Annotated in this window: 3 protein-coding genes; all 3 read left to right on the forward strand. The window is 33.8% G+C overall.

Features of this window, described 5'->3' with window-relative positions; translation table 11 throughout:
* Positions 1-852, forward strand: an 852-nt coding sequence (locus A9G35_RS06390) for an RHS repeat domain-containing protein (protein ID WP_176701399.1), incomplete at its 5' end; no start/stop codon positions are given.
* Position 853: 1 nt separating this feature from the next.
* Positions 854-1,300 carry a hypothetical protein gene (locus A9G35_RS06395; RefSeq protein ID WP_141673807.1) on the forward strand — a complete coding sequence of 149 codons (447 nt, stop codon included), beginning with the start codon at positions 854-856 and terminating at the stop codon, positions 1,298-1,300.
* Positions 1,301-1,375: 75 nt separating this feature from the next.
* Positions 1,376-1,762 carry a hypothetical protein gene (locus A9G35_RS06400; protein ID WP_065636153.1) on the forward strand — a complete coding sequence of 129 codons (387 nt, stop codon included), beginning with the start codon at positions 1,376-1,378 and terminating at the stop codon, positions 1,760-1,762.
* The last annotated feature ends 161 nt before the right edge of the window (positions 1,763-1,923 follow it).

Genomic DNA, 1,923 nt, shown 5'->3' on the forward strand with positions numbered 1-1,923 from the left:
CCCCTTGCCCAAATCCTTGGAAAAGCAGGACAGTCAGAAAAGTTAAAAACCTACTGGTATCAAAATAACTACTTAGGCACTCCTCATCGCCTTACAGACAGCCTTGGCGACACTGTCTATGAATGCGAATACAGCGCCTATGGCGAAATCACCTATGAACACTGGCCACAAGCTGAAAATAATATTAAACCCGTCAATCCACTCAGATTTCAAGGACAATATTTTGATGAGGAGACAGGTTTACATTATAATATTAATCGCTATTACGACCCATTTACAGGCAGATATATCACCCAAGATCCGCTCGGTATACTAGGCGGACTAAATAGTTACCAATATGCCGGTAGTGATCCGATAAATTGGGTTGATCCGTTAGGGTTAATTAAAGTTGAAAATAATGGGTTTGAAGGAATTGTTGGAAAAAAGGTTAATGATACAGCCACTGAAACAATAGAAGGTTTAGATAGGCTAGTTAGACTACCAAATGCTGATTTTCCTCCTAATCAAACTGTAACTGATGCCCTTAAAAGTGATAAATTTAAAAATATGGCAAAATGTAGTGGTCTGGATTGCTCTGAAATTGCAGAAAAACTTCTAAATATTGCTGATGGTAAAGGAAAAATTATTGAAGTTCGCCCCAAAAATAAAGGTCAATTGAATGTTTTTGAAAATGGAAGAATTGAAATTGGTCAATATTATCACCAAGTTTATACCGATAATAAATACATTTATGACATTCGTTTGTCATCACAACCAATACCAAAGGGCGACTGGAAAAAACACATAAAAGCGATCAATCCTGATGGAGTTATAATTTCTAACAAATTATATGGTTTAAATGGGAAAAAATAATATGTCTATATATAAAATATCCGATAGTGAAGGTGAATTATTAAATATAATTGAAGCGGTTAGTCCTCTTGAGTGGAGACGCTATAATCAGAGATATCCACAGATAAGAATTAATAATCGATTAGAAAAAAAAGATTGTTCAGATATACCTCCATTTGTCGCATTTCGGTTTGAAAATGAATCGGAAGAAATTATTAATAAATTAAAATTTCTTATAAATAACTATCGTGGTTTTATTAAATGGGAACTTCATAAACATAAACGAGAACCATTACAGGGAACTAACTGGGTTATAAGACCATTAAGAGTTAGGGAAGTAACAGCTTTAGCTGAAAAGAATGGATTAGTATCTGAAGAGTATTTAGCAAAATATGAACCAGAGTTTGGCCCAATTGCATTTGATGATCTTAATGCTTTAACACAATACATCGCAGACAATTTAAAATAATTTTATTAAATCTTCTTACCAAGCGATTGTGAACATTATTTTAAGTGTAATTTCTGCATCTAAGGGGAAATAAATATGTTAGGATTAGTAAAAGGCAATGATCAGACTATTGGTTTTGTAGTTTGTTGTTTATTATGTGGCGTTATCAATATGGATGAGGTCAATCGTTGGGCCGAAAAAGTCATTGGCGAAAATGAAGTAAGCGATTTACCGGATTATATTTTTGATTTGATTGATTTTAATGGAACAATTACTGAGTTAGATCGTTTGCTTGGATTTTTTCCTTATTGGAGGCGTACGAAAGCGCAAGGTAGGGCTGTTTATGGTATAAGAGTAAGGAGAGGTCGAAAGTTACGCAAAGACGATGTATCTTTTAATGAAGAACAAGCATTAGAAGCCTTAAAAAAACACCCAGAAATCGAAAAATTGTTCAGGGAAACATTCCCATTTATCGATCTTTAATCATTTTATCCATCAGATTATATCGCTACTATAAAAAGAATGGTTAGGATGTTCGCTAGGATGATAAGCAGAAAAGAGTTATCTACTTTTCTGCTTTTTTATGCAAACTTAAAAATACAGTATTATGGCATTACAGGCAACCGCCTGACCTTTTTTAGTGA

Source organism: Gilliamella sp. Choc5-1 (assembly GCF_001690595.1).
Classification (GTDB): Bacteria; Pseudomonadota; Gammaproteobacteria; order Enterobacterales; family Orbaceae; genus Gilliamella; species Gilliamella apicola_M.

Bases quoted from the DNA above. Each gene is read 5' to 3' on its own strand.
- A9G35_RS06395 (WP_141673807.1), top strand. From the start codon at position 854: ATGTCTATATATAAAATATCCGATAGTGAAGGTGAATTATTAAATATA.
- A9G35_RS06400 (WP_065636153.1), top strand. From the start codon at position 1,376: ATGTTAGGATTAGTAAAAGGCAATGATCAGACTATTGGTTTTGTAGTT.